Annotated in this window: 32 protein-coding genes; 31 read left to right on the top strand and 1 reads right to left on the bottom strand. The window is 35.7% G+C overall.

Translation table 11 applies throughout. The features are described from left to right. The first annotated feature begins 150 nt into the window (after positions 1 to 150). From I2490_RS01000 to I2490_RS00940, 14 genes are all read left to right on the top strand, one after another. Positions 151 to 1,356, top strand: coding sequence for an amidohydrolase (locus tag I2490_RS01000; RefSeq protein WP_206457921.1), 1,206 nt, complete (start codon positions 151 to 153; stop codon positions 1,354 to 1,356). Positions 1,357 to 1,455: 99 nt separating this feature from the next. Further along, positions 1,456 to 2,658 carry a M20 family metallopeptidase gene (locus I2490_RS00995; protein ID WP_206457920.1) on the top strand — a complete coding sequence of 401 codons (1,203 nt, stop codon included), beginning with the start codon at positions 1,456 to 1,458 and terminating at the stop codon, positions 2,656 to 2,658. Between the two features lie 274 nt (positions 2,659 to 2,932). Next, positions 2,933 to 3,220 carry a hypothetical protein gene (locus I2490_RS16505; protein ID WP_245157039.1) on the top strand — a complete coding sequence of 96 codons (288 nt, stop codon included), beginning with the start codon at positions 2,933 to 2,935 and terminating at the stop codon, positions 3,218 to 3,220. Continuing rightward, positions 3,214 to 4,329, top strand: coding sequence for a YfcC family protein (locus tag I2490_RS00990; protein WP_245157038.1), 1,116 nt, complete (start codon positions 3,214 to 3,216; stop codon positions 4,327 to 4,329). Before I2490_RS16505 ends, I2490_RS00990 begins: the two co-directional genes overlap by 7 nt. 191 nt (positions 4,330 to 4,520) lie before the next feature. Continuing rightward, positions 4,521 to 4,808 carry a hypothetical protein gene (locus I2490_RS00985; RefSeq protein WP_206457919.1) on the top strand — a complete coding sequence of 96 codons (288 nt, stop codon included), beginning with the start codon at positions 4,521 to 4,523 and terminating at the stop codon, positions 4,806 to 4,808. 148 nt (positions 4,809 to 4,956) lie between these two features. Further along, complete coding sequence (locus I2490_RS00980; RefSeq protein WP_206457918.1) at positions 4,957 to 5,664, top strand: alpha/beta hydrolase; 708 nt, start codon at positions 4,957 to 4,959, stop codon at positions 5,662 to 5,664. A 557-nt stretch (positions 5,665 to 6,221) separates the two neighbouring features. Beyond that, positions 6,222 to 6,815, top strand: coding sequence for a hypothetical protein (locus I2490_RS00975; protein WP_206457917.1), 594 nt, complete (start codon positions 6,222 to 6,224; stop codon positions 6,813 to 6,815). 264 nt (positions 6,816 to 7,079) lie between these two features. Further along, positions 7,080 to 7,499: a D-alanyl-D-alanine carboxypeptidase family protein gene (locus tag I2490_RS00970; protein WP_206457916.1), complete on the top strand. Its 420-nt coding sequence runs from the start codon at positions 7,080 to 7,082 to the stop codon at positions 7,497 to 7,499. A 99-nt stretch (positions 7,500 to 7,598) separates the two neighbouring features. Continuing rightward, the gene (locus I2490_RS00965; RefSeq protein WP_206457915.1) at positions 7,599 to 8,477 is read left to right on the top strand and encodes a DUF6017 domain-containing protein; all 879 of its coding nucleotides are present in this window, start codon (positions 7,599 to 7,601) and stop codon (positions 8,475 to 8,477) included. Between the two features lie 80 nt (positions 8,478 to 8,557). Further along, entirely contained in the window at positions 8,558 to 9,343 is a 786-nt protein-coding gene (locus I2490_RS00960) for a ParA family protein (protein ID WP_206457914.1), read from the top strand. Then, the gene (locus tag I2490_RS00955) at positions 9,336 to 10,370 is read left to right on the top strand and encodes a ParB/RepB/Spo0J family partition protein (RefSeq protein WP_206457913.1); all 1,035 of its coding nucleotides are present in this window, start codon (positions 9,336 to 9,338) and stop codon (positions 10,368 to 10,370) included. Before I2490_RS00960 ends, I2490_RS00955 begins: the two co-directional genes overlap by 8 nt. Positions 10,371 to 10,688: 318 nt before the next feature. Further along, entirely contained in the window at positions 10,689 to 11,039 is a 351-nt protein-coding gene (locus tag I2490_RS00950) for a hypothetical protein (RefSeq protein ID WP_206457912.1), read from the top strand. A 94-nt stretch (positions 11,040 to 11,133) separates the two neighbouring features. Then, positions 11,134 to 11,355, top strand: a complete 222-nt coding sequence (locus I2490_RS00945; protein WP_206457911.1) for a hypothetical protein — start codon at positions 11,134 to 11,136, stop codon at positions 11,353 to 11,355. 104 nt (positions 11,356 to 11,459) lie between these two features. Beyond that, complete coding sequence (locus I2490_RS00940) at positions 11,460 to 11,600, top strand: hypothetical protein (protein ID WP_206457910.1); 141 nt, start codon at positions 11,460 to 11,462, stop codon at positions 11,598 to 11,600. Between the two features lie 68 nt (positions 11,601 to 11,668). On the opposite strand, the gene I2490_RS00935 is transcribed toward I2490_RS00940, so the two are convergent. Then, entirely contained in the window at positions 11,669 to 11,857 is a 189-nt protein-coding gene (locus I2490_RS00935) for a hypothetical protein (protein WP_206457909.1), read from the bottom strand. A gap of 472 nt (positions 11,858 to 12,329) precedes the next feature. Between I2490_RS00935 and I2490_RS00930 the strand changes: the two genes are divergently transcribed. From I2490_RS00930 to I2490_RS00850, 17 genes are all read left to right on the top strand, one after another. Further along, a complete protein-coding gene (locus I2490_RS00930) occupies positions 12,330 to 12,584 on the top strand; it encodes a hypothetical protein (RefSeq protein ID WP_206457908.1) in 255 nt (84 codons plus the stop codon). Positions 12,585 to 12,869: 285 nt separating this feature from the next. Beyond that, positions 12,870 to 13,220 carry a hypothetical protein gene (locus I2490_RS00925; protein ID WP_206457907.1) on the top strand — a complete coding sequence of 117 codons (351 nt, stop codon included), beginning with the start codon at positions 12,870 to 12,872 and terminating at the stop codon, positions 13,218 to 13,220. A 28-nt stretch (positions 13,221 to 13,248) separates the two neighbouring features. Then, positions 13,249 to 13,503, top strand: a complete 255-nt coding sequence (locus I2490_RS00920; RefSeq protein ID WP_206457906.1) for a hypothetical protein — start codon at positions 13,249 to 13,251, stop codon at positions 13,501 to 13,503. A 61-nt stretch (positions 13,504 to 13,564) separates the two neighbouring features. Next, positions 13,565 to 13,990 (top strand): YopX family protein, encoded by a 426-nt coding sequence (locus I2490_RS00915; protein ID WP_206457905.1) that lies wholly within the window; start codon positions 13,565 to 13,567, stop codon positions 13,988 to 13,990. A 29-nt stretch (positions 13,991 to 14,019) separates the two neighbouring features. Beyond that, on the top strand, positions 14,020 to 14,226 hold the full coding sequence (locus tag I2490_RS00910) for a hypothetical protein (RefSeq protein WP_206457904.1): 207 nt from the start codon (positions 14,020 to 14,022) through the stop codon (positions 14,224 to 14,226). Between the two features lie 24 nt (positions 14,227 to 14,250). Continuing rightward, on the top strand, positions 14,251 to 14,928 hold the full coding sequence (locus I2490_RS00905) for a hypothetical protein (protein ID WP_206457903.1): 678 nt from the start codon (positions 14,251 to 14,253) through the stop codon (positions 14,926 to 14,928). A gap of 28 nt (positions 14,929 to 14,956) precedes the next feature. After that, positions 14,957 to 15,250 (top strand): hypothetical protein, encoded by a 294-nt coding sequence (locus tag I2490_RS00900; RefSeq protein ID WP_206457902.1) that lies wholly within the window; start codon positions 14,957 to 14,959, stop codon positions 15,248 to 15,250. A gap of 56 nt (positions 15,251 to 15,306) precedes the next feature. After that, positions 15,307 to 15,819: a metal-dependent hydrolase gene (locus tag I2490_RS00895; protein ID WP_206457901.1), complete on the top strand. Its 513-nt coding sequence runs from the start codon at positions 15,307 to 15,309 to the stop codon at positions 15,817 to 15,819. A gap of 15 nt (positions 15,820 to 15,834) precedes the next feature. Then, on the top strand, positions 15,835 to 15,978 hold the full coding sequence (locus tag I2490_RS00890) for a hypothetical protein (protein ID WP_206457900.1): 144 nt from the start codon (positions 15,835 to 15,837) through the stop codon (positions 15,976 to 15,978). Then, positions 15,978 to 16,814: a tyrosine-type recombinase/integrase gene (locus I2490_RS00885; RefSeq protein ID WP_206457899.1), complete on the top strand. Its 837-nt coding sequence runs from the start codon at positions 15,978 to 15,980 to the stop codon at positions 16,812 to 16,814. The genes I2490_RS00890 and I2490_RS00885 overlap by 1 nt, the downstream gene beginning before the upstream one ends. After that, entirely contained in the window at positions 16,795 to 18,267 is a 1,473-nt protein-coding gene (locus tag I2490_RS00880; protein WP_206457898.1) for an FtsK/SpoIIIE domain-containing protein, read from the top strand. The genes I2490_RS00885 and I2490_RS00880 overlap by 20 nt, the downstream gene beginning before the upstream one ends. 14 nt (positions 18,268 to 18,281) lie before the next feature. Further along, a complete protein-coding gene (locus I2490_RS00875) occupies positions 18,282 to 19,229 on the top strand; it encodes a conjugal transfer protein (RefSeq protein WP_206457897.1) in 948 nt (315 codons plus the stop codon). Between the two features lie 99 nt (positions 19,230 to 19,328). Further along, positions 19,329 to 19,649: a hypothetical protein gene (locus I2490_RS00870; protein ID WP_206457896.1), complete on the top strand. Its 321-nt coding sequence runs from the start codon at positions 19,329 to 19,331 to the stop codon at positions 19,647 to 19,649. Positions 19,650 to 19,663: 14 nt separating this feature from the next. Next, positions 19,664 to 20,131, top strand: a complete 468-nt coding sequence (locus I2490_RS00865) for a TcpE family conjugal transfer membrane protein (protein WP_206457895.1) — start codon at positions 19,664 to 19,666, stop codon at positions 20,129 to 20,131. Then, positions 20,113 to 22,587 carry an ATP-binding protein gene (locus tag I2490_RS00860; RefSeq protein WP_206457894.1) on the top strand — a complete coding sequence of 825 codons (2,475 nt, stop codon included), beginning with the start codon at positions 20,113 to 20,115 and terminating at the stop codon, positions 22,585 to 22,587. The genes I2490_RS00865 and I2490_RS00860 overlap by 19 nt, the downstream gene beginning before the upstream one ends. 14 nt (positions 22,588 to 22,601) lie before the next feature. Further along, the gene (locus tag I2490_RS00855; RefSeq protein WP_206457893.1) at positions 22,602 to 24,698 is read left to right on the top strand and encodes a CD3337/EF1877 family mobilome membrane protein; all 2,097 of its coding nucleotides are present in this window, start codon (positions 22,602 to 22,604) and stop codon (positions 24,696 to 24,698) included. Next, complete coding sequence (locus I2490_RS00850; RefSeq protein WP_206457892.1) at positions 24,691 to 25,761, top strand: M23 family metallopeptidase; 1,071 nt, start codon at positions 24,691 to 24,693, stop codon at positions 25,759 to 25,761. The genes I2490_RS00855 and I2490_RS00850 overlap by 8 nt, the downstream gene beginning before the upstream one ends. The last annotated feature ends 5 nt before the right edge of the window (positions 25,762 to 25,766 follow it).

Genomic DNA, 25,766 nt, shown 5'->3' with positions numbered 1-25,766 from the left:
CAATATAAGTTAGTTTAAGTATAAATAATATTATAAGTCATTTTTGACTGATAGTCATGGGAAATTTCAGTTTATTTTGCAAGTTTACAAAAAAAATGTATAATTGCATAGAGGCCATTGGATTAGGAGGGATAAAATTAGGAGGTATATATGATAGATAAAAGCATTTTGTTGAAAATAGAGGAAGTTGAAAAACAAGTTTCTGCTAAGTTGGAATATATGAGTGATTTTTTGTATAAAAATCCGGAATTAGGAATGGAAGAATACATTGCAGCCAAGGTGATTTGTGATGTGATTAAGGATTACGGATTTACCGTTACAAAACCATATTGCGGTTTTGATACAGGGTTTTTGGCAGAGTTTGATAATGGAGATGGACCTAAGATTGCTTTGATTGCTGAATATGATGCATTACCTGGATTTGGTCCCGATAATGGACCCGGACATGCATGCGGTCATAATTGGATTACAGCAGCTTCCATGGGTGCGGCTATCTTATTGTCACTCTTAAAGAATGAATTTAAAGGAAAAGTGCAATTAATCGGGACACCTGGAATGGAAAACTATGGATCAAAAGTTGATTTTATCAACCAACATGTTTTTGATGATGTTGACATTGTAATTCAGCCCCATCTAGAAAAATATACTAGCGTATCTTGTCAAAGTTTTGCGCTGGATGCCATTGAGTTTTCTTTTAAAGGAAGAGCGACACATGCAGCTGTTTATCCAGAAGAAGGCATCAATGCTTTGGATGCAGTTCAATTTACTTTTGCTGGTATTAATGCTTTGAAAAATTATTTTAAGGCGGGCGTCAATATTCATGGAATTATCTCTGATGGGGGTGAAGCACCGAGTATCGTTCCGGAGCATGCAGCCTGTAAATTTTATTTAAGAGCCAAAGATAGAAAATATTTAGATACTATAAAGCCAAGGATTATACAATGTGCGGAAGGTGCAGCCTTGATGACAGGTTCAGAAATGAGTTACCAATATTTTGAGAATTCACTAGATAATATTATTAATAATAAAGTTTTACAAGAATTAGCAAAATCTTATTTTAAAATAGAGGATATCGTTCCATCTGATGAATATGATTTGGCATCTACATTTCCTTCAACGGATATAGGAAACGTAAGTCATATTTGCCCTACATTATATATGGAGTTTGATTTGGCTCCCGATGGAGAATTTCGTATTCATGATAACACAGCAATGAAATATGTTAACTCAAAATACTCAAATCGAAGATTACACCAAGTTGTTCGGATTATTTGCGGATTGGCAATTGAAGTGTTTAATAATCCCAAGTTATTAGAGGAGATCAAAATATCTCATAGAAAAACAATGAGTCAATAAAAAGTTAAACTTTTTCATAAGTAAATCTGAAACATTCTAATTAGTTGGCATGTTAATTGCTATATTATAGTTAAAAAAAGAAAGTGAGGACGTTACTCTATGATTGACTATAATAAAAAGCTTGCTGCAGCAAAAATGGAAGCAGACCTTGCCGACAAAATTGAAGCGATTTCCACCTTTATTTTTCAAAACCCTGAATTGGGCGGAGAAGAATATAAGAGTGCAGAATATCTAGTTAATATAATGAAAAGGGAAGGTTTTGAAGTAACTTACCCATATGCTGGAGAAAAAACCGGTTTTCGGGCTGAAAAAGGGAATGGCAATGGACCTACCATTGCACTTTTAGCAGAATACGATGCACTTCCGGGCTATGGAGAGAACGGAGAACCGGGACATGCATGCGGACATAATTGGATTGCAGCGACATCAGCGGGCGCTTCAATTGTTTTAGGTAGAATGTGTAATGAATTTAATGGCAAAATTGTTCTGATTGGAACACCTGCAGAAGAATCCTATAACGCTAAAGTTGGCATGATAAATCAAGGCGGATTTGATGACATTGATATTATTTTGCAAGCGCATCTAGAGGAATCAACCGAAATAGATCCTGGTGCACTTGCATTGGATTCATTGGAATTTTATTTTACCGGAAAAGCTGCACATGCTGCCCAATTTCCGCATGATGGAATCAATGCATTAGATGCGGTTCAACTTACATATGCAGGTATCAATGCCTTAAGACAACATGTTCCTTCTGATGTTCGAATTCATGGGATAGTTACAGATGGAGGCAGTGCAGCCAATGTTGTGCCGGAACATGCGGCTTGTAAATTTTTTGTCAGAGCCAAAAGAAGATCGGTACTAAACTCTATCACAGAAAAAGTGAAAAATTGTGTTAAGGGTGCTGCAATTATGACTGGTTGTCAATATAAAATTGTTATACCTGAACCTTCTTTGGATGATCTTATAAGTGTTCCTATCTTGAATAAAATAGCCGAGGAAAATTTGTTAAATAACGGAATTGATAAGGTTCATAGAGAGGAATATATCTTACCGGGTTCTACTGATATCGGAAATGTTAGTTATGTATGCCCGACACTATATATGGAAATTGGTATGGATGATGATGTTCGATTCTGTGTACATGACCGTCAAGCTTTAGAATATGCAGACTCGTATCTTGCGCATAAGAAGATGCATCAAGTTGTAAATGTCCTTGTAGGGGTTTCATTTGATTTATATGAGAAACCAGAACTTGTTCAGCAGGCAAAATTAGAGTTGGAAAAGATAAAGAATAGATAATGAATAACAAGGTGTAAAAACTCTCAGTGAAATAAACTGGGAGTTTTTTTATGTATTTTTGACATAATGTTGTTAAATATGACTTGATAAGTTAATTTTAACTCGGAAGTTGTATGTAATGACTTATAATTAACAGCGAATTTTAAATATTCAAATAAAAACGTTTAAAAAATAGGCTTTAAAACCTATTATATGAAAATTCTAAAAATGGCATGTGATTTGCAAATATATAAGGGTAAGTCATTATTATTGCTTATTATGAAAGGAGACAGATATGGAAACCATGAAGAAAAAACAATTTAAGGTCCCACATACGTATGTGATAATCGGAATTATTCTTGTTATTGTCACTATTTTAACTTACATTATTCCTGCCGGTTCGTATGATAGAATGGAGGATCCGATTACAGGGAGAACCATTGTCGTTCAGGACTCGTTTCACTTTGTTGAGCAAACACCGGTTAGTCCTTTTGGTATGGTGATGTCTCTTGGTGATGGACTTGTTGATGCAGCGGATATTATCTTTTTTTTTTCTTTGCTTATGGATTTGTATATATGTTGATACAAACCGGTGCATTCTATGGCTCAATGGGAGCGCTGGTCAGAAAACTAAGAGGATCAGAAGTATTAATTTTCCCAGCTTTTATGATCCTATTTGGTATTTGCGGATCGACATTTGGAATGTATGAAGAGGTTTATGGATTACTACCTGCTTTTATAGGTATTGCCATTGCATTAGGCTATGATGGATTAGTTGGCGGCGCCGCAGTTGTTTTAGGTACTGCTACCGGTTTCGCGGCAGCTACATTAAATCCATTTACAATTGGTATAGCACAGGGCATCGCAGAATTACCAATTGGTTCAGGTGTAGTGTATAGAATCATTTGTTTTGTACTATTTCAAAGTCTTGTTATTTGGTATTTAATGAGATATGCACATCGTGTAAAAAAAGATCCAAGTTTATCCATTGTACGAGACGTAAAGTTTAATACAGGCGGAAGTATGACTCGTGAAAAGATGGAAGCTCTGCCTTTTACAGCAAAACATAAAATTATTATGTTATTATTTATGATAACGATTGGTATCTTAGTGTATGGAACAAGTCAGCTTGGTTGGTACTTAAGTGAATTGTCTGCATTATTTTTGACGATGATGATTATCGTTGGAATAATCGGTGGCTTTGGACTTAGTAAAATTGCCGGATTCTTTGTTGAAGCGGTGGCAGAAGTTATTTTTGGTGCGTTGGTTGTTGGTATTGCAAGATCGCTTACAATTGTAATGACAGAAGGAAATATTATTGATACGGTTGTATATTATATGGCGGGAACATTAACTAATGTTGGAAGCAGTATTGCAGCAGTGGGAATGGTTGCAGTTCAAAATTTAATAAATTTCTTCATTCCATCCGGTTCTGGTCAGGCTGCCGTATCTATGCCGATTATGGTTCCTTTAGCAGATGCAATCGGAATGAATCGTCAGATTGCAGTACTAGCATTTCAATTTGGTGATGGCTTTTCAAACTTATTCTGGCCAACTTCAGTTGCATTGGAATGTGGTTTGATGGGAATCCCGGTAGAAAAATGGTATCGATTTATGGGACCGCTTTTCTTTATGATGGTAATCCTTCAAGTAATTTTGGTTGTAATTTCCACGATGATTAATTTTTCCTAATTATTGTTAATGAAGTCTGGAGCAGATAACGATATCTGCTCCTTTTTTATTTTTTTTATAATTAGTAACTCTTAGTTCTTTTGTTATGTTATAATATTTCTGATATTTATGTAAATTCTGAAACATTTACTATAAATATATTTAAAAAATATATTTTAAATCATAAACGAAAGAAACAGGAGGTTTATTAAATGTATTTTAATGAATTTATTGAATTTAACATTATGTTTATATTTATTATAGCTATCGTTCTTGCTATAACATCCTATATATATTATAAATACAGAGAAATATCGAATGAGAGGGATAAAGATATTACACAACATAGCAAAAAGGAGAATTCAAAAAGTATCATAAGATGGTTTTATTCAGAAAGACATCCAGAACAAAAATATTATAAAAATTTTTATAGAAAGTGCATGAATGAACATAAAAAATTAGAAATTGATCGAATAAAAAAAGATAAAATGAAAAAGTAATATCATTAATATGTATGTTGCAAATATTGTAATTTCGCTATATGCTATTAAAGATAAAATTAACCGAGAAAGGAGGAAACATTATGTATAATGAAATAATAAAATTTTTGTGGAGGGTAATATCTCTATAAAAAAATAGGAGATAAATATGATAAAAGAAAATATATTAATTGATGATATACCTGCAATTTTGTGGGGAGAAAAGAGTTCAAAGCTATTTGTTGCGGTACATGGAAATATGTCATCAAAATCGGATGTTCCTATTGCGATTCTTGCAGAAGAAACGATTCCATTAGGTTATCAGGTTCTTAGCTTTGATTTACCAAAGCATGGTGATAGAAAGGAAGAACCTACATTATGCAAGGCACAGAATTGTATTGCTGATTTGGAAAAAGTGATGAGATTTGCAAAAATGCAAACAAATACTATCAGCATATTTGCTAATAGTATGGGGGCTTACTTTAGTTTACTGGCATACAAAAATGAACTGTTAAAGCAAAGTTTATTTTTATCCCCCATTGTAGATATGGAGCGAATCATAACTAACATGATGAAGTGGCTTAATATTACACAGGAAAGACTTGAAAAAGAACAAGAAATAGCTACTTCTATTGGTCACACTTTGTATTGGGACTATTACCAATATGTAAAACAAAATCCTATTACCAAATGGGCTAATCCAACTTCCATTTTATTTGGAAAGAAAGATAATCTTTGTGAATATGATGTGGTACAATCTTTTGTAACAGCATTTAACTGTAATTTTGAAATAGCAGAAAATGCTGAACACTATTTTCATACAGATGATGATTTGAAAATTTATAGAAGTTGGATCAAGAAGCAAATAATAAAATAAGTTTGAACGGGATTATTAAGTAAAGTTTATATAACAATAAAAGCAATCACCCAGGAAGAGTAAAAATAGATACTCTTCCTTTTCTGTTATTAAATAGAATTTGCAATTTAAGTTGGAGGAGTAAAGATGGCAAGTGAATTAGTGGCGAAGAAAGCATCTTCTTGGACTTCCTACAATTGAGAATTGTATAATAAATAAGAAGAGTCAAGTTCCTTAAGAAGTAATGTCCTGAATAAACTGCCCATTTAATGGGAGGTAATAGTTTTGTAATTAATATACTATTTAATATAATACAAATTATTAAAAATATATTGACGATTATGGAAATTACATATATGGTTAAATTAAGGACAGAAGCAATAAATTTGTAGTTGAAAGGAATTTGTTGGATTGGATTCCGGTATAAGATATAACAAAGCGAAAACAAATAATTATTATTTTGGAAGAGTTTTTTTGTAAGAATTTAGTGTATCGTATTTTTTATATTCAATAGTTTATATTAACATCATTCATTAAACTAGAGTTATTATAAAAAATTAATTGAAAGTGTAGGGACTATGGGAGATAAATTCAAAAATAAGTTTAAAGTATTTCTACAATTGTTATTTGCATGGACGATTGTTATGCTGCTAATCATGTATTCTTGGGGTTGGTTTACTCACAATGCGATGTTAAAAGACATAGTTGCACTAAAGTCATTTCATGTGATTGCTTCTAGTGAAAATTGGGAATTATTAGGTCCGTCTGATTTTGGTTACACGCCATTTTTTAGGTATAAAGGGAAAGGTAAAGTAGAAAATACCGTCGATATACGTGGTGTAATAGATCATAAAATGTACATTTATAATCGTGAAAAAATCCTAGATGGAGTTGCTAGAATTGATAGATCAGTTGTAATGGATAGACATTTTTTTATCGGGGAGAAAAGATGGTATACCGAAGATTCTGATGATATTTATCACTCTGCATGCCTTGAAATTACTTGGAAGAAAAATGGGAAAACTTATTCTGAGGTGATGAGTTCAGAAGAGTTAACAAAAGAACAAATACAAGAGATTAAAGATAAGTGGATTGATCATAGCTTGGAAGAATACGAATATTTATATAAAATTTTTGGAGAGCCTGAGAGAATACCTGTAAATCAGGAATAATTGATATATGCTTAAAATAATACGATAAAGGACAATCCTATAATAGTGAATTGTCCTTTACTACTATTAAATAGAATTTGTCTTCCTATGGTCTAAAATCCCTTTTATCGCAATATCTTTTAGAAAGAAAACGAGTAAGGGGGGTTTACGTTGTATTTATATAAAAAAAAGAAGGGAATGCCGTTGGCTTTGTCAGCAGTATTAATTTTCGCTATTATTTTTGCTTTTATTGTTTCTTTTTCTCATTTTTGGAGAATACCTTTTATGCCCACATCCGTGAAAGAGGAACCAATCGTTACGCCATCCGCGGTAGAGGAAACAGCTATTACGCCATCTGCTGTAGGGACAAAAACAGAAATTGCAGAAGGAAGTCTTAATGTAGATGCAAAATCGGCAGTTCTTTTGGATGCTGGTTCAGGAACCATTATCTATGAGCAAAACTGTCATGAGCAATTGCCTCCTGCAAGTGTTACAAAAATTATGACAATGCTGCTGGCTTTGGAAGCCGTAGATCGTGGTCAAATCAGTATGAAAGATCAAGTTACAATCAGTGAACGAGCGGCAAGCATGGGCGGAAGTCAAATGTATATGGAAACTGGAGAAACGCAAAGTGTAGAAAATTTATTAAAAGGCATGGCGATATGCAGCGCGAATGAAGCATGGAATAAACCCAATAAGCAGTAAAGATTGAAAAATAAACAATTTAATAAGATTATATTACAAGGATTGCAAGAGAAAGGCAATCTTTTTTTATTACAGCAAATAAAAGTTGGAGGATTTAAGATGGCAGTTTTTAGAGTAATGAAAAATCAAAATTATACCGTCATGTCAAATTATCATCTTAAGGATAAGAAACTTTCCTTAAAGGCAAAAGGGTTGCTGTCTTTAATGCTGAGTTTGCCGGAGGATTGGGACTATACATTAAAAGGTTTGGCTGCGATTAGTAAAGATGGCATTGACTCCATTAATGCTGCCATTAAGGAATTGAGTTCTCATGGGTATATTTTACGCCAAAGAGTTCGAAATGAAAAGGGACAGTTAGAAGGAAGTGAATATACCATCTTTGAGCATCCGCAGTTGATAGAGGAAAATTCGAGAAAAGTGAGCTTCACTAATTCAGGATCTTATAAATTGGAAAATCCTAAACTGGAAATACCTATTTTAGATAATCCAACATTGGAAGAACCTAAATTGGAAAATCCAATCTTGGGTTTTCCTAATCAGGGGAAACCTAAACAGGAAAATCCTGTGCAATTAAATACTAATATACAAAATAAAGATTTATTAAATACGAATCAATCAATCGATCCATCAATGAATTCGATGGATGAGATGGTAGATGAGATAAAAGAAAAAATTGAATACGAGATTTTAAAAGAATCCTATGATCAGACGTTACTGAGTGAAATTGTGGAGCTGATGGCAGAAGTGAAAAAATCGAACCGAGAACAATGGATGCTCTCAGGAAATCAAATTTCGAGTGAGGATATGAAACGTAGAATACAGATGATTAACTCATCTCATATTCAGTACGTTTTAAATTGTTTATCACAGAATACAACAAAAGTTTATAACATGAAGAATTATCTTTTAGCAGCTTTGTATAATGCTCCTGCTACCATGGAGCATTATTACCAAGTGAAAGCATCCGGTCTAATGTGAGTAATACTGTAAAAAAATAATAAGTGAGTCGTAAGAGTGAACTTTGCGCCCAATGGGCACGAAGTGGAGAGGAAAGAAAAATGGGAAAAGTATATGCGATTATTAATCAAAAGGGTGGCGTAGGAAAAACAACTACAGTGTTTAATATGGCAGCAGAAATGGCAGAGCAAGGGAAAAAGGTTTTAACCATCGATATGGATCCGCAAGGCTCATTGACGACTTCTATGGGACAAGTACCGTCAGAGCTGGAATTTACTATTGGTGATTTATTTATGGAATTGATTGATCGGAAACCGTTACCGGATATTAAGGACTACATATTAAGCCGCGGAAAGGTGGAATATATTCCAGCAAACTTAACACTTTCAGTTGCAGATGCATCAATGCAAAGAGTTATTGTAGCAAGAGAATATCTACTTAAGAAAATCATTGCCCCGCTTCGAACATTGTACGATTATATTATAATTGATTGTCCACCTACGCTCGGCTCTTTGGTTGTTAATGCATTAACTGCAAGTGATGCATTAATCGTACCTGTTAAATCGAATGATATGGATACAAAGGGGTTTGAATCTTTGATTGATACTGTTGAAATGATTAAGATGGAAACTAATCCAAATTTAAAAATTGTAGGGGTATTACTTACGATGTTTGATGAACGGCTGCTGGAAGCAAGAGAAGTACTTAAAGGACTAAAAGAAAGTTGTGAATATTTTAGGATTCCACTATATCAAGCCAAAATAGGGACAAGTACCAAAGCCGCAAGAGCATTTCGCCAACGAAAGACCATTGCGGAATTTGATGCGAGCTCAAAGATCTCTTTAAGCTATAAAGAATTTGTAAGGGAGGTATTGGCTGATGAATAACAGTAACAGCATTCGGCCTAAATGCCTTGGTGATACAAAACAAAGCTTTGAGGAAAATTCGAAAAAAAGAGTACAGGCTTTAAGAGGGATTATGAGTCCTGGTGCACAGACGGCAAATACAGACAATTATACTATGCTGCCTATTTCCCAATTGCAAGAATTTAAGAATCATCCTTTTCAGGTAAGACAAGATGATGAAATGACGGAATTGGTAGAATCCATTAAGCAGGTTGGGGTAGTAGAACCAATCCTTGTTCGATGTACTAGCGAAGAAAATTATGAGATATTAGCTGGGCATCGAAGAATGACTGCTGCAAAGATGGCAGGGCTAACAGACATACCAGCGAAAATCATGAATGTGGATGATGATACTGCAACCATTATTATGACGGACACTAATTTAAAGCAGAGAGAAAAAATATTACCTAGTGAAAAGGCGAAGGCTTATGCGATGCAGATAGAAATCTATAAAAGACAGGGAAAGAGGACAGATCTAACTTCGTGCCAAGTTGGCACTAAGTTAGATGCTGGGAAAATTGTTGCAGATAATAATGGAGATAAGAAGCGGAATGTGTATCGATATATTCGCTTAAATCAATTGATTCCTGATTTGTTGGAAATGGTTGATGAGGAAGATATTTCATTTGGTGCTGCCTATGAACTTTCTTTTTTAAATCAAGAAGAACAAGGTATTGTATTAGATGGTATTTGTAATGCACGAATTAAGAAGGTGTCTATAGAAATGGCTGTGGTATTACGAAAGCTGTCTGAAAATAGTGAGTTAACAGAGCAAACACCTTTTGAGACATTATTAAAGGAAGAAAAAACAGAGGCTTCTTCTGATTCCTTGAAACTTTTTAAAAAAGCAACTGCCAGTGTGAACAAAGCAATAAAGAAGGAAAAAATTCTGCAAGATTGTTCTGTGGATACGAATGAACTGGAACAAGTAATTATGACCGCAATTAAGGCTTACGTTATGCAGAAAAAGGCAGGAAAAGAAGTTGAAAATACCGGTAATGAGTTTTAAATGTCATAAGTTTAATATTACCGCCTTGCAAGTGTAAAGATATTGTTGTTTTTTTCTTGTTACAACAGTAAAAGTAATATATATATTACCAGTAAGAGTCTATAAGAGGAAATATGTGAGTATGACCGGTAACGGGCAAGCGAAAATATTTCCTCGGAGTAATGCATAAATCAAAGGTAAGCAATTAGAGGACACGACGGGAATCCGTCGTAGGAGGGTGGGTACGCACTCCGTGTCCTCTAATTGCATGACGGAGGGAAGATATTCAATGGATTAGAAGACCTCCTAAAATTAGAGGAATAATGTGAGGTGGTACTTTTGGAAAGCAGAACTGATGAATCAGAAATGAGACTTGAGAACCTAGCTGATATATATGTTCAGCTTATAGATAAACTAAGTTTGCAGGATGCTAGGAAAAAGCTCTGTGTTGTTACAAATAATGGTCGTTTTATGAATTTCCGTTCCAATGATTTTAAAAAGGCACTTTTAATGTTAATTGAATCAAGTCAACTTCCGAAATATATGTCTACGTTTCGTACATTAGAATGGATTGTATGTAAGGCTGGTCGATTTACTAATGTGCAGTTTATTGATGGCAAATCAGTCAGAGTAATTACAGTGGATTGTGACAAGTATAAGTTATTAAAGAAAATAGAGAAGAAGAAATAACCAAAGATTAACTTTGCGCCCCTTGGTGTAAAGTATGAAGAAAAGAGTTAAAAATATTAAGAGTAGGTGTTTATACTTATGGAGGTTTGAAAAATTGAAACAAGGAGAATGCGGAAAAAATAAGAAATATACAGCTAAAATAGAGGCTATAGAAGACATGGAAGGTCTAAATGATTATATTATTAGTTCTGACAAACCCATACCGTACTCAATTATTAATAATTTAAACAAGGGATATGTAAGCATAAATCTATTAAAACTCACCTGTACTTTACATGGGCTTGACTATGAAGTTATAGATGAAGGAAATGAATAATTTGAATTCTGATAATTATAAGCACATCACGTTATAAAATTGTTATAGAGATTTAACTTCATGCCAAGTTGGCACGAAGTTAAACAATATGGAGTGAATGGAAAATGGATAAGAAAGAAGAAGCAAAAAAAATATTAAGATATTATTTCCGCTTAATTGCTGAAAATGCAGGTGTTCGATGGGATTCTGATAATGATGCGGAGATAGACTGTGCGATTGATATGCTAGCTGAATCAGTAAAATAAGATAATTAGTTAGAAGTAAATAAAGACATCGCGCCTATTGGACGCGATGTAAAAATTAGAGATAAATTCTAAGTTCTTAATCTAATGATAATTTGGTTCTTTTCTGTATCAATGACTTTTTCAATTTCAAGTGGAGTACCTGTTTCATCAAGAAAATTACATGCTACAACTTCCTTGATGCCAAGATTAACGGAATAGCTAGAAACATAACCATTTCCACCTTTCTTTGGAGACAACTTAATTGGCTTTGTTTCCACGACTTGACCTCCAATCTTTCCATGCAAGGAGAGTTGCAGCAATGGATAATGTGATTATCGCTATGGTATAATATTTACCAAAGTCGAAAAATAAGTTGGCTGTGTTCATGGTAGTAATTAGTATGAGTAACATAATCAGCATATTGACTTAATGAGTAAGATTTTATATAGTGGGATTAGAGGGGAGTGGATTTCCCCTCTATAGAGCTTTTACCTAAAATCTCTTATCAAAGTGATTATTGCGATAATCAGGTTGATGGTTGCTGTCAGAAGCAATATTGTTGGTAAAGGCTCTTTTTTCTTTGATTTTTTCTTACTCATTTTTACCCCCTTTCTATAATATTATTATACATTTACGTAACGTAAATGTCAATATAAAAAGAAAAATAATTCCAAATATTTTAACAAGAACCTCAAAGTTAATGCCTTTGAGGTTTTCTATTTACAAATCAAAATTTTAGAGGTGAAAAATATGAACGAAGAAACAATAAAAAAATATGACAAGGTAAAAATGAATGATAAATACTATGTGTCTGAAAAAAATAGAGATAAGACGTTTAGTGTAATAACAGAGCCGCAGGAAGTATGCGGAACGTTGTCAGTATGGTTGGAAGGTTATAGAGGTTGCTACGCAGTTGATGGATTAACAGTTGTGAGCAGACCTATTATAAGTGTAGCGGAGACACCTCTTCAGGATGATGTTTCAGTTATAGAGTTTAGCAAATAAAAGTAAAACTTACGAGGTAATTAAAATGGGATATGTGATTTACCTAAATACAGAAAGGTTTAGTAGGATTTCTAATAGTTACGGGTATTGGATCGGGAAGAAATATATTTGTTAAGGAGAAGAATATCCAATTTGTGAGAACATAATTACTGAAAATACTAAAGTATATAAGAATCGTAAAGTGGCAGAAAGTAGTGCAGAAAAAGCATTTCTTAGGTTTGGTTATATAAAAAACTATGAAATTGAAGAAGTGAGCTCAAACTTAAACTTAATGAGGAAATAATAATGAAAAAAATTCTATTAATACTAATATGTTTTTTAACATTATCAGCAGGGTTTAATACTTATAAAGCAGCAAAAGAATGTAAGGACTTTGCGCCCTTCGTAGATAAAGTTATTTCTAATGAGACTGAAAATATTAAAAAAGACGGATATTTGACTGAAGGAACAGCAACTAAAATTAAAGATCGGGTACATAACCACTTTAATTATTTTTCTGAGATAACGGTAACTGGAACTGAAAAAGATGAACAAACATCTAAAATTATAGTCATGGTTGAAGCTAAAGGGAAAAATATATTTGGGGGAACAGTTTCACAAGAAATGGAAACCGTAACAATTAATAAAAATAATTAAATCAGAGTTTATAGTGGGAGCGATTAAGATGAATATTAAACTTGATACATATTTGGAACAGCATCGTAATTGGTCAAGTGATCAAAGTATTGAATTTGAAATTTTACGTTTGCAAAAAAGAGTAAATAGCATTTGTAAGGCAATGGAGAAAGAAACAATAACAGTTGAACAAGCAGATAAAAGATATAAGCCTATAGGTTTAAAATTAGCAGGGTTATATCAAATACAACGTGAACGTAATCGACAAAAATGCGTTGTTATCGATGCGCTTAGTGAATATTAAAAAAATATTCCTATAAACAAAATTACTGAAGGAAAATGTAGCGAGGATGATAAGAGGAATTATGAGAGAAAATGAATTTAGAGGTAAGCATATTCACGCAATAAATGTAAACAAGCATTTAAACGGCACGTGGGTGTATGGATATTTATCAGCAGATAATTACATAAATTCATCAGTTTACATAGGCGAAATAATGGTTGCACCTGAAACAGTAGGGCGATATACATGCAAATGTGATATATCTGGCCAAGAAGTATTTGAAGGAGATATTATTGAAAGTCATATAGGAGGACAAGTCCTTGCTAATAACTTAGTTATAAGGTATGGGGTATATCAAGCTTATTGTCCAATAGACAAATGCTTTATGGACAGTGTAGGCTTTTACGCTTCCGGAAGAAACTTACCGGATATGCCCATTGGACGGCTGGAGGAGTATGCCAAAGTAATTGGAAATATCATTGATAATCCAGAATTAGTGAACTGGTAAATTAGAATTTACGGAGGTAAAGAAAAGATATGAAAAATTTTAAAGGACGAGCCAAACTAAGAGGCAAACCACTTGATGAAGATTGTAAAAAAGCAATAATCTCAACGTGTGAATACGGCCCAACTGACAATAGAAAATTCTGTTATGGACTTTGTGAACCCTCAACAGAGGAAGTATTAGAAAAATGTAAAGGATGTAAAGCATTTGTAGATAATGCAGAGCCACCAATAAGGTAAGTTAGAATTTACAGGGGAAGTGAAATGGCAAAACGTAAAGAGACGTTGGGAATAGAAAAAGCACTAAATGAAATGTGCAGGGATAAAAGAATTTATGGTTGTGAAGAAATTACCATAGGTTTTGTAAATAATGGTTATGGTGATGAAATAGTGGATTTTATGACAATGGATAGCAAAGGCATTATACGTTGTTATGAAATTAAAGTCACCGTACAAGACTTGAAATCAAGTGCTAAAAAATCATGGTATGGACATTATAATTATCTTGTAGTATCAGATGCTTTATTAAATAAGATTGGTGATTGGGAAAAATATAAGCCTAACCACGTAGGGCTTATTAGGGCATATGAATTAAGATATCACGGTGTATGGCAGATGGTAACAGTCTTTAATCCAAAACGACAAGAAATAGACCAAGAAACTAACAATATGCTTAAAGAAAGTATTATACGCAGTATGTTTTATAAAATGCTTAAATATAAGGATTCATCTGATATGGATAAAGCTAATGCTTTAAAAAAAGAAGTGATACGTGCAAATGAAGAACGAAAAAAAGCGGAAAAACAATATGTTGAACTTAGAAAAAATGTAAAAAGATATGAAAGAGCAATGAGAAAAATAGAGGGAAAACGAGTTTATTTTGAGGATGTTGTAATTAATAAAATGAAAATAGCAGGAATGGAACTTCCTCAAGAAAACTAAAAATATAAAAAAAGAAAGGGCAAAGCTCATGGATGGTTTTCAAAAAGGAATTATACAAGAATTTTGGAAGTGGGTACTGGCGCATCAAGATAATGAAACTGTTGTAGAATATGACGGAAATAGGGAATTATGTATATGGGTAGATACTAATGATTTAGAAGAATTTGTAGATAGATATATTGCGGATTCTGAAAGTAGACTGGAAGCTACTATTTTTAACGGACATATTTATATTAAATTAATAGAATTTTTAGGCGGTTATGGATTTAGTATGAATGACGTTTGGGAGCTAAGACCAAATAACTTAGTACAAAATTTTTAGAGATAACAAGTGACATATTATTTGGCAAGATAAAAAAAATTAAAGGAGTGGGCACATTGAATTATATAACACATTCATTAGGTGGTGTAGCTGCGGGGTTCGCAGTTATATCAGCAACAGGAATCAGTGATCCGGTGCAGCAAACTACAGTAGTGACAGGGGCTGTTTTAGGATCACTGTTTCTGGACATCGATCATAGACAAAGCTGGATTGGACATAAGGCTCCAATTGCAGCAGAAGTAGCTTCGGGCTTGTTTAAGCACCGGGGCTTTTTACATACGCCGGTTTTTATACTACTTATCTGGATCCTGCTTTCTGCGGGAATTCCGATCTGGTTTGGAGGATCACCGCAGCTGCATCTTGCGATACTATTTAAACAGGGCTTTGTTCCTGGTATGTTGTCCCATTTAATATTAGATACTTTAAATATACAAGGAATCATGTGGCTTTGGCCAATATCAAAAAAACGGCAGCATATCCTACCAATTCGAACAGGAAGTTTAGGCGAGGTTGCCGTTTGCGCGGTGCTGAGTGCTGTGCTGCTTGGACAATATAATATATTTTTTTAATAAGGGAGGTATCAAGTGAGACAAGAGATTAAAAGGAGAAAAGAAAAAAGAACCCCCGCTGCGCCGGTAAAGGAATATAAACTCACTGCGGAGGAATTGATGTTGTATCGAGACGGAGGAACTTTGGGTTCTCAGAAACCAAAGAGGAGGAGAGCGTAATGTTTAACCTTCAGGTGTATGATGAGGTATTAAGAGATCAGGTAAAAAGAAACAAACTTTCTGAAAAGACTAGAAGTGGATACTTACATAAAATTAGAGAGCTAGAAGAAAATTACGAGGAAGGTCATTCATCAGCTGAAGCATTAGAAAAAGTGATCCGCAAGTTGTGTGATGGAAATCAGCAAATTGCAAAATATATCACTGCGATTAAAAAATATGAACGAGATGTACTTGGTAGCCCGAAAATTTTACTTTACGGTGAGCCATTGGAAAGGCTGCGGCAGATGCAACCTAAAAATAAATCAGCCAAGAAGCTTAATTATTCAGAGAAAACCTATTTAAAAAAATTTAATCGAATTGAGAATGAAAAGCTGAAGCTTGCATTCCGTTTGCAAGAAAAATCAGGACTTCGTATCAGTGAAATTTCGAATCTCAGTAAAAAAGACATTCATTTTGATGAAGAAGGGAGAATTTATTTAAATGTAAGAAACGGAAAAGGCCGTAAACAGAGAAAAGTAGAAGTGATTGAGGATTTATACCTTAAAGAGCATTTGTTGGCGTATATGGGGCAATTTGAAGCACATGATACGCTTTTCTATTCTGCAAGCTATATGATGAAAAAAGCTGGAGAATATGGAATGGAAACGCATGATTTGCGCCGCATTAATGCTAGAGAACGATTTCGGAAGGAGAGGAGTTTAGGAAGTACAAAGACAGCAGCCAGACGGGCAGTTGGAAAACAACTTGGGCATAATGCTCCAAAGACAACAAATTTATATTTGGGAGAGGAATGGAACGAAGAAAGGGGCGAGGTAAGTGGCGAAATCGAATCTTGACAAAGGCGATCAGCAGCTTGAATTGGTTGGTAATTATCTAATTAACTTTTTTAAAGGTGTTGGAGAAGGAGCAAAGAAAATATTAAAAGAACAAGGGATGATGGTTTTATTTGTGATTGTTACACTAGTTAGTGGAGCAATTTTTTATTTACGGGCAAACATTGCACAGCATTTTATTCCCAATCAGGAATTTCATATTTTGAAAATTGCACTTTTGCTTGTACCGGTTTTACCGATTCTTTTTCTTTATATCATTGGTACAAATGATGAAAAATCAGAAGATTTTGAGCAGAAATTTGCACAAATTAAATTTTGTGGGAAAGACGGTTCTTATCCAAAATTCAAAGAAAAGGAAAAGACGGAGGATGGGAAAAAGGTGATTTATTCCTTTTTTTCTCCATCTATAGAGCTTCAAGTGTGGGAGACTCGTAAAACAGAACTGGAAAATGTTCTGGATTGCAATATCCTTAAAATTGAGAATGCGAAAAAGAGCAAGCAAGTCGTCCGGCTGCATGCTGTGCCGGCAGAGATAGCAATTAGCGAAAATCTTCCATGGTCTGATGATTACATCAAGGAGAAGGATTGGCTGCTTTGCTTAGGGCAAGGTCTTTTGGATGAAGCAGTCATTGACTTGAACAAATACCCACATGCATTAATTGCCGGTGTAACAGGTTCCGGAAAATCCGTAAATTTGCGCTGCTTGCTCTGGCAATGTGTAAAAAAAGGCGCAAAAATTTATATGTTCGACTTTAAAGGTGGTGTTGAGTTCGGCAGGGAATATGAGCAGTTCGGTGAAGTTGTCACCGAACGTCAAAGAGCTTTGGAAATTTTGAAAGTACTTGTAAAAGAAATGAAGTTACGTTTAAAGCTGTTTCGGGAATGTAACGTAAAGAACCTGGCCGAATATAATGAGCTTCACCCGAACCGGGTACTATGCAGAATCGTCGCTTTCTGTGATGAAGTTTCGGAAATGCTGGATAAAACAGGACTTCAAAAATCGGATCAGAAGATCTATCTTGAAATCGAAAAAGAAATGGCATCTCTGGCGAGATTGGCAAGAGCTGCTGGGATCAATATGATTCTTGGAACCCAGCGTCCGGATGCACAGGTCATCCCTGGCCAGATTAAAAATAACCTACCAATCCGTATTAGCGGGCGAATGGTGGATAAGCACGCGTCAGAAATGGTGCTTGGCAATACAAAAGCCAGCCAGATGGGTGATACGTTGGGACGTTTTTTGTATTCTGTAGGGGCAGACACCTACGAATTTCAGGCATTTAATTTTAGTGATAGAAGTCTAGTTCCGGGCAATTATCAAATTGGAGAGATGCTACTAGAACAAAGTAATCGTAAATATGAAATTGATGAGGATAACAGCTATGAAGAAGAAATCGAGGAAGAATTTGAGGATGATTATGAAGAGGACGAAGAATTTGAGTTTCAAGGGTTTTGAAAGGAGGAGTTTATTTGAAATTTCAAAAGAAAAATAAAAGGGAAGAAGAAACAAAAGAAAGTTCAGAAGCGATTCAAAAAATACGAAATGATCGCTTAATGAAATTAGGAAGAATCCTGCTTTGGGTAGTGATTCTTTTTTTATTGGTGAAAGGTGTGGTTGGAATTTTATCTCCTGGAAGTGAAGTGAGGTTGGAAAAGATCGTAACCGATTATCAGCAGAAGGCAGAACTGCGGGAAACAAACCAGATCCGGGCTGCATCCTTTGCCGAAAGCTTTGCTTATGAATACTATACCTTTTCCGGAAAAATGAATAGTGATTATGAGGATCGAATCTCAAATTATTTAGCAAAGAATTTGGAATATAAAGCTCCTGTTGCAGGAGAGGTAGCAGCAACTGTAAAACAAGCGACTGCAACACAAATTCATTATCTGAGTGATACACAAATGGATATTGATGTCCATTTGGTTGTATCCTATACGCCACTTGCGGAAGGGACAAGTGCAACACAGAAAAACATTTATCTTCGTGTGCCGGTGACTATGAATAAATATGGGGGTTATGCAGTAACTTCTCTTCCATCGTATGTCCCCGAGATAAGAGCAGCAAGCATTGATCCGGTAGACTCTTATGATGGTGAGCAGGTAGCAACAAAGCAAGTGCAGCGTATCAAAGATACTTTAAATAGTTTTTTCGTTGCATATTACGAAGGAAGTAAAACAGAATTATCGTATTACCTGTCGAGTGGAAGTAATGTAACTGCGGGCATTGAAGGGACCGTGCAGTATAAAAAGATCGATTACATAACTGCATATCAGGATCCACAGAGCAAAGAGTATTTGGTGGATGCTACGATTACGGTATTGGATGAAATGCAGCCGATGCAGCAGAGATTGTTTTTAAGGCTGCAAGCTGCAAAAGGAAGATACTATATCAAGATGATCAGTACACGGCCGCTTTGATGCAATCCAAAATCGATTAGAAATTTAGTAGGTATACGTTATATATTTAATGATTTAGACGGTTGACTGCTTTGAATCAACCGATTATGGAGGGAAAAAATGAAACATACATTGAATGAAAAGAAAAGAAGTGTATTGAGAACGGCAGAATTAATCGTTTTAACAGTGATTGCATCAACTGCAACCGTATTTGCCGATGCAACTAGCGTTGGTCAGAATTTCGGGGAATGGGCTATGGGACAGATATGGTGGGTTGCATTGGCTATCGTCGCATTTATGGCTGTGAAATACCTCATTAAAAAAGCATGGATACCTTGCGGAATCTTTGTATTAATCGGAAGTATGATACTGGTTGTGATTAAAAATCCGGAGAAGTTATCCTCAATTGGAGAAGCAATGTTTAATATTATTTTTAAATAAAAGGGTGATGTCATATGGAAGATAAGCTATTACTGCGAACGTATAATAAAGCTTGGAAGTTCGAACGAAAGGTCTATGCAATTGATAACATACGGCTTCCGTTTCCGATTAATCCGGACGAACTGATCTATTTAGTCATAGGATTTCTATTTACACTATTACTTCTTAAGGTGCTCCCGTTTTTAAATACAATTCCGTTTTTCATAAGATATTTGGTAATACCTTATGGACTTATGAAATTCCTAACCAAGAAAAAATTCGATGGGAAATTGCCACATATGTTCTTGATTGGTTATCTGGATTACATAGGGTTGCCAAAGAAAATTGCTCGATTTCAAGCAGTAAAAACATACCCACAGGGGAAATTTTCTCCTGTGGTTTTTCGTACTCATGAAATCATCAATTTAACAGAAGAATTAGTGTTTGAAAGAAAATCTAAGAAAAGCAGAAAGGGGAAGCAGAGATGTACCAATTCCCGGTGAAATACTATGAAGACAACTTGATTTTTAACGAGCAGAATAAAGACTGCTGGGCCTGCTATAAAGTCAAATGCTTCAATTACGATTTTTTATCGACAGAACGTAAAATTAATATGCTGAATCGATTGACAAGATTCATTGCTAATGTTGGTTCAGAAGTAAAAATATTGATGATTCCGGTTGCACAGGATACGGAAGAGCATTATGCAAGTCTTATCAATTCTTTATCTAAGGATGATCCATTGTGTGAATCTGCAAAAGAACATGCGATTGAATCGAAGCTCTACCTTGATGATATGGTTAAGATAAATGGAAGCAGCAATGATTATGAGGTCTATGTTATTGTTAAAATATCTAAACAACCAACGATGAGTGAGATGGTGGATCAGCTTTTTAAAAGGCCGATAAAAACATTGGAGGAGTTTCTAGGAGTAGAGCGAAGAGAAATCTTGCTCAGTGAAAAAAAGTCATTTGAAGAAGCGGCAGAAGCTTGGTATCGAGAAGAAAATAAGCGACTCGGGCTTATAAAGACAGATGCAGCAACGACGCAATGGCTAATCAAGCGAATGCTGCGCCGTGGTATTTCTGAATCCGTATCGTTAAGAAAAAATAAAGATGGAACCGGTTGGAAACCTAAAAAACAGATTGTGATTAAGGACGGTGAAAAAGCAATTCGTCCTTTAAAACGAGATATTTTAACCTTGACAGAAGGAATGATTGAACCGTCATATAAATATGTCAAAGTAACAAACAGTGACGGTAAGGTGTCTTATCAGACGTTTCTCACGATGGCGCATATACCAGATGGACTCGTTTTTCCCGGAAGTGAGTGGCTCCTAATTTTACAGGACTATTCGGTAGCATGTGAGGTTTGTATGCACATTAAGACCGTAGAGTTTCGAGAATCCATTCGTAAGATTTCCGGAAAACGGCGGGAAATTAAAAGTCAGATAGAGCATGTAGCAGAAAACGACAGTGTGCCGGACGATTTGTTTGAGGCATCACAAAGTACGGATGAATTGGAGTCAGAATTAAAAAAAGCAAGAGATCCTTTGACGGAAGTATCCATTGCCATTTGTATTGCTAACGAAGATGCAAATATTTTAGAAGATAAGGCTACGTTTATCAAGCAGCGTTATGAGGATGCTAATTTTATGATAGAACGGCCTATGACCGACCAATTTAAGCTTTTCATGGAATTCATTCCGGGAGCCGGTCGTTATGTATCCGATTATGTATTGCCGTTGCCGCCGCAGACAGTAGCCGGTTCCATGTTTGCTGCTACAAGGATGCTGGGAGATACGGAAGGGCCGTTCGTCGGAACCACGGGTGTAAATATGCATCAGGTCTTTTTAAATTTGGCTAGAGCTTGTCTTTTAAACCGTTCTGCATCAGCAGCATTCTTAGGTACTTTAGGCGGTGGTAAATCCTTTAATGCGAACCTGTTAGCGTACCTAAATGTTCTTTACGGAGGAGCAGCGTTAATTTTCGATCCAAAGGGAGAACGTTCGAACTGGATTTATGATCTTCCGGAGCTTTCGGAAAATATTAGTATTATTACGCTTTCTGCGGGCGAGGAAGATGTTGGGAAACTAGATCCTTTCCTAATCTATCGAGACAATATGTCGGAAGCCGGAGAGCTTGCACAAAACATTATCTGTGAACTCTTTAAAATACAGCCGAAGGATCCGGAATATACAGTCCTACTGGAAGCAATTAAATGGGTAAAGGAAAATGAAAACCCATGCATGTCTGCATTGGCAGATTGTTTAAAAAGCTTTTCACATGAGGACGAATTAAAAGCAACAGCAAGCTTACTGGCAAGAAAAATTACCGTCATCCGTGAAGCGGGAATGGCAAAGCTTTTGTTTGGAACCGGAAAGGAAAAGGGATTGAGCTTTAAAAAACGGCTTAACATTTTACAGATACAAAATTTACAAATGCCGGAGCCGAGTACACCAAAGGAAGATTATACCCAAGAAGAAATCTTATCTTCTGTGCTTATGCTTCCGATTGCAAGCTTTGCAAAGAAGTTTGCAATGTCCGACAAGAGTATTTTTAAGTTGGTTTTATTTGATGAGTCATGGGCATTGTCGTCCACACAGATGGGAATTAAGCTGATGAATGCGCTTGCAAGAATGGGACGTTCTCTCAATGCCGGGTGTATCTTTATCGGGCATTCTGTAACTGATTTGAAGGGTGATGGAATTAAAAATGCTATTACTTATAAATTCTGTTTTAAAACGACAGAAAACCATGAGATTAAACGTGTCTTAAATTTCTTGGATTTGGAGGAAACTGACGATAATATAAAGATTGTGGCAAAGTTAGAAAATGGACAATGTCTATTCCAGGATTTAGACGGACGTGTCGGTATCCTGACATTTGATGCGGTTTACGAGCATTTGATTGACGCATTTGATACTACACCAAAATCAAAGACAGGAAAAACTGCATGAAGGAGTGAGGAGGTATGAAAAAACGAATTATATTAATCCTAACCTGCATTACGATCCTGATCTTAGTATGCTCTTCAGCGGTCATCTTTGCAGCAGACAGTGATCTTTATAAAAACATTGATGAAACAGCAGCGGAAAGCAATGAAGATTATTTTATAAATTATCGAGACAACTACCAATTAGACACGGAAAAAATGAGTGTATATAAAAACCCTGGAAGCGTCTTTTGTGATTGGTTTTCAAATATCTTATTTGCCATTCAAGTCTTACTGGCAAAGGTCACAATTTCCTTATTTTCATTCTCGTTATCCAGTAACATAGCGGTGATGCTTGGAGGATTTTTAGAGCCATTTATCATAGCGATGCGTGGCTCAATGTGGGATACGTTTGCGGCAATCGGGATTGGCTTTGCCGCTTTCTTATTGCTTTTAAAAATGATGCAAAATCGAACGGCACAGGCTTTTTCAAGTATGGTTGCTTTAGTGTTTGTCATAATGCTGGCATTTGCATTTTATGCATATCCAATTAAGTTAATTGAGGGTGTTGACACCGTAACTGGCGGTGTTTGTGAAACCGTAATGGAAGGACCATATAAAGAAACAGTAGGAGGAAAGGGTGGCGATGCAAAAGGAAAAGCGGCAGGGCTTTGCTGGAATCTGCTTGTTCATCAGCCATGGCAGATATTGGAGTTTGGTAGTGTAAGGATGGCAGAACGCCATGAAGCAGAAATATTAAAATTGACACCGGATACAGAACAAAGAAAGGATGCCGTAGAAACATTAGCAAAATCCAATCAGCTCTTTTCAAAATTGTTTGCCTATCAAGTATCAAGGTTGGTTACAGCCATTATTTTGTTGATGTTCACTCTTCTTCTTATGATTATCTTAATTGTATTTTCTGTTTTAATTATTGGGTATCAGTTTCTAGTGTTGGTTTATTTACTCCTTGGTATTTTCGTATTTCTTGTGGCTTTGCTTCCCAATTTTGGATTGCCACTCGTGAGACGATGGGGCGGTCGTATTATAAGTATTTCTTTCGTTCGTATTTTGATTGTATTTTTTCTGAGTGTAACGCTTGTTTTTATGGAGGTAATTTACAAGTTTAGCGATGAATATGGCTTGATTACAAGTATATTTCTAATTCTAGTAATTATTGCCTCCATCTGGTTTGAACGGTTTCGATTGCTTAATCTGTTTTCTAGTTTTCAATCGAATAACAGTGTACAGATGCCTCAAAGTATGCATAAAGCTTTGGATCAGGATTTTAACGCAGTGGATAGTTCAAGACAGATGTGGCGGAAAATGCGTAATCAGAATAATGATGAACAGTCTGAGACACGAATCCCGGGATCAACTGGAAAAATGGGGACCGAAACTGCGGGCGGCCGGTTTGGTGGAATTGAAACACCGAATATCAATCGAATCAGTGACAGTATAAGAGATTCATCCGAAAACATGACGACGGCAGTTAACGACATGGGAAGATATTTTAGACAAGCGGAGGAATTGCTTCAAAAGCAATACGAAATATCCAAAGAAAAAACTGAAGATGGTGCTGACAAAAAACAGGATGACGTAGAATACAGTAATTTTGTAAAACGCACTGATTCAATACGAAAATCAGGTGGCAATCATTTTGATCAGCGAGATGTTTCTGCGGTTGCTCATATCTTACGCAGTACAGAAATGCAGGGTGGAGATATTAAAAATGTGGTAACAGATGGCCAGGCAATTTACTGGGATAAGAAAAAAGAAGTTAAGCGGCCAACTAATCTGGGAGCAATGAAAGAGCAAATAAAATCTTCATCTGCGAATATAATTAGGAATGAAAGAGCAAAGGAGCAAATGGGAATCTCATTTTTCAAAGCAAATTTTGGGGATGAGATGGGTGAAGATTGCTATGAAGCTGCAACAAAGAAATATGGTAAAAAGTTAGTTGACGAATATGATTTTTCTAACTTTACATCGGAAGGAAAAAGGGATAAGAAAAGAAAAGCAAGTTATGCAGCAGTATTAAAAGAGCTTGAAAAAGAAAAAAGTAAACGTACTGTAAAAGCAGTCAATCGTTCATCTGCGCAAAATATGCGTAAAAATGAGGTAAACAATGAATGAAAGAAAGGGCTACCAAGAGTATAAGAAACAGTCAAAAAAAAGAAAAAAGAGAAAGCTAAAGAGGGCATTGCTTGCGATTGCAATGCCTTTTATCATGATTTTCCTTATTCTAACAATGCTATTTATTTCAATGGCAAGCGTTATGCCTTCCGTTGCGGATAGTGTGGTGGATGATTATAAAGCGGCAGCAGAGCTTGCAGGCTGCACTTGGCAGGAGCTTCTTGTTTATGATACTGTTCGATTTGACAATGACTTAGAGGATGTAGATCCATTCTTATCTGCGGTCGATTTCCTTAAGCTGCATTACGAAAAATGGATTTGGGTTGAAACGGACGAAGGCGGTTATTGGCAGGAAGTACAAAGTGGTGATTTAGCAACACCTTCTTCGATTTGTTCTTGGCTGACCATTCCAACTGAGAGTGATATTCAGGCTATCCTGGATGCGGGAAAACGAGTATCTGAGAGTGGCAGCAGCGATGTAAAGTGGGTCATTCAGTTTTCAAATAAAGATTTGGAAGAACTGATTATTAAAAAGGAATTTGATACAGATCAGATTGAATGGGTTGACACTTTAATGACAGCCGGAATCTTAGATGAGATGTTTGGTGATCTTTATGATTTGCCGGATTACATTGACACAACCGAAGGAGGCTATTTTGCATGGCCGACACCGGAGCTTCATAGCGTGACATCTAAATTTGCATCGGTAAGAATTCATCCCGTTCTTGGCATTAAACGGGCGCACAACGGCGTGGACATTAGTGGAAGTAATGCTATGGGATCGCCGGTGATTGCAATTGAAGACGGAACGGTTATTTATGTGAATCTATCCGGAGGCGAACGTGGAATTAATATAAAAGTGCAGCATAAGATTGGCGATGACATTTGGATCTCCCGGTACCAGCATTTATCTGCGGTAAAGGTAGACGTAGGTGATGAAGTAAAACGTGGAACCGTAATCGGTGGTGTGGGAAATACGGGAATCGGAACCGGACCACATTTACATATTGAGCTTACCTATAACGGTGTGTTAATTGATCCGCTACCATTAATTCGAGAATAGAAAGG

The sequence above is a fragment of the Anaerovorax sp. IOR16 genome (assembly GCF_017168145.1).
GTDB lineage: Bacteria > Bacillota > Clostridia > Peptostreptococcales > Anaerovoracaceae > IOR16.
Note: the sequence above shows the minus strand (reverse complement) of the source record. Positions and strands in the feature narration are given on the sequence as shown.